Origin of the sequence: Vibrio sp. 10N.239.312.C11, assembly GCF_041466065.1 — a bacterium.
GTDB classification, from domain to species: Bacteria; Pseudomonadota; Gammaproteobacteria; order Enterobacterales; family Vibrionaceae; genus Vibrio; species Vibrio tasmaniensis_A.
Genome location: NZ_JBFSRZ010000123.1, coordinates 1 through 2,071, shown reverse-complemented (window position 1 = coordinate 2,071; position 2,071 = coordinate 1). Strand labels below are relative to the sequence as shown.

General features: G+C 40.8%; 1 protein-coding gene and 1 pseudogene. Both read left to right on the top strand.

The features are described from left to right. The first annotated feature begins 432 nt into the window (after window positions 1-432). Window positions 433-1,179, top strand: a complete 747-nt coding sequence (locus AB6D07_RS22855) for a hypothetical protein (protein ID WP_017061792.1) — start codon at window positions 433-435, stop codon at window positions 1,177-1,179. Window positions 1,180-1,297: 118 nt separating this feature from the next. Continuing rightward, window positions 1,298-2,017: pseudogene (locus AB6D07_RS22850) on the top strand (NAD-dependent epimerase/dehydratase family protein); the annotation flags it as partial. Window positions 2,018-2,071 lie beyond the last annotated feature (54 nt).

The following is a 2,071-nucleotide window of genomic DNA, read 5'->3' as shown; positions in this document are numbered from 1 at the left end:
TTAGTGATTGTACTCACTTAACTCAGTGTCCAAAACTGCTGGTGCGGATCAATGGTCGGGAACTGCTCGAAGCCTGGTATCGTGATAACCCAGGAGATAGCCCTCAATAGAAAGCACATAACAAGCGATTATTATCTATATCAGCATGATGCTAAACGATTGGCATTTCCAGTTCGAATCAACTTTAGTGTTTTCGGTACAATGGTTGAGGTTAGGTGGTTGCTATGTCAGCCACTTAAAGCGGCGATAACTCGTCTATCCAATTATGCTTATCTGAGTGAACCATGTTCTCTTATAAGTATAGCTCACCATTTTTGGCATCAACTACGTACGGTTTTTGACTGGTAAAAAGAGTTACTTAATGTTGGTAATTACTTAGGTTACTATTTAGCAAAGTATTGATTTGGTATACAAAATTTTTGGACGAAGGTTATGAGAAAAATAATATTAAACATTGTCTTACTATCGGTGTTTGTTGCGTCTTTATTTCTAACAATTTCATCAGCAATAGACATTTCAAAAGAAGTGACAGTAAAGCTCCATGAGTTTGATTGGAGTGGTGTCTCCGGTGTAATGGACATGGTCATGGTTATTTTAACTTTCGTCTTACTGGTTGGACTGAAACAAGGTTCGAAATCTATTGAGGAATCGACCCGAAGTCGTAACGCCGAATTGTTGAATTGGGCGATGGAAGAGATGTCAGCATTAAAACCTGCGATTAGGTTGGTGACAGACGCTCACAAAAGAGAGCCTTATAGTCAGGTAACTAGTGACGTTAGTGTGGATTATGTATCGACATGGAGCAAAGAAGAATTACAAGCAGCTCAAGCTGTAAGTGTCGCGTTGCAGAGAATGGGGTACTTTGCTACTCATGATTTGGTATCAAAAAAGCATTTTCTGAATCTTTGGGGGCCTTTATATCTATCATGTTGGTACTCACTCGAAGGTTGGGTTAAACATAAGCGACTTCAACTTGATGAACCTTTTGATATCGCTGATGGTGCATACTCGAGACTGTACTTTGAAAAATACGCCATGTACTGTGAAGAAAAGTTACCGCCTTTGTTATTGAATAATACAAGAAAGCAGTTTGGCTTAGAGCCAATGGTTCAACCCAAAGCCCACATTAAGTTGGGCATAAAATTGAAAGCAAGGCTCACAGAAAAGGTTGATATCTAACTATTCACATCACAATACTTTTTGGAATCAAAGGGGCTTGTTAACGCGATCAACACATAAATGCCAAGAGTGTATTGGCTGATCGCATATTGAAGAATGTTTCTTCAAAGGGAGATGCATGTCATTGGTTATGTGTAATGGAGAGAATAAGGGAATAACGAAAGTACTAATTGCGGGGGCTAGTGGATACATTGGTCGTCACGTTACATCGCTATTCACAAAAAGTGGCTTTGAAGTTTTTACATACGGTAGAGACAAAGTCGTCACTCCTCCTTTAGTTGGGTTAATAAAAGATAGAGCTGACTATGAAGGCTTCTTTGACGTGGTTGTGAATTGTGCGCGTCCACATTGGTCACAATTCTCCGCACATGAAATTGCCGATGTGGAGCAGGAATTGCTCTCTGAGTTAGACCTACTTGCTGCTAAAGGAGCAACAAAGATACATACATCAGGTGTTTGGCTATTTGGCAACGCCTCTAGCGCTGATTTGAGACAGTTTAGACTGAAACCCTTAGACGCCGTTAGATTAGACGTAGAAACGATACATAGCGCTATTAGAAACAGGTGGCACGTCGTCTACTGTCCTAGTTTGGTTTATGGCGGTGAGGATTGTCAGCTAAAACGAATTGTAGAATCTTTCGCTAGCCAAACGATTCAAGTAGGTGTGCCGTCTATAGGCTATAACCAATATGTTCATGTCTACGACATTGCGAAGTTCTATCTACTTTTGGCGCAAGGCCGAACCTTAGAAAAGCAGCATTTTATTGCTGAGACGCAAGGCTATAGTCCTGCAGAGTTCGCTCGACTCTTACTAGCTGCAAAAGCTGTAACAAAAGTATGATCTGCTCCAGTCAGACTGGACACTTAGCTAAGCGACATTTCGCTTTTCAAA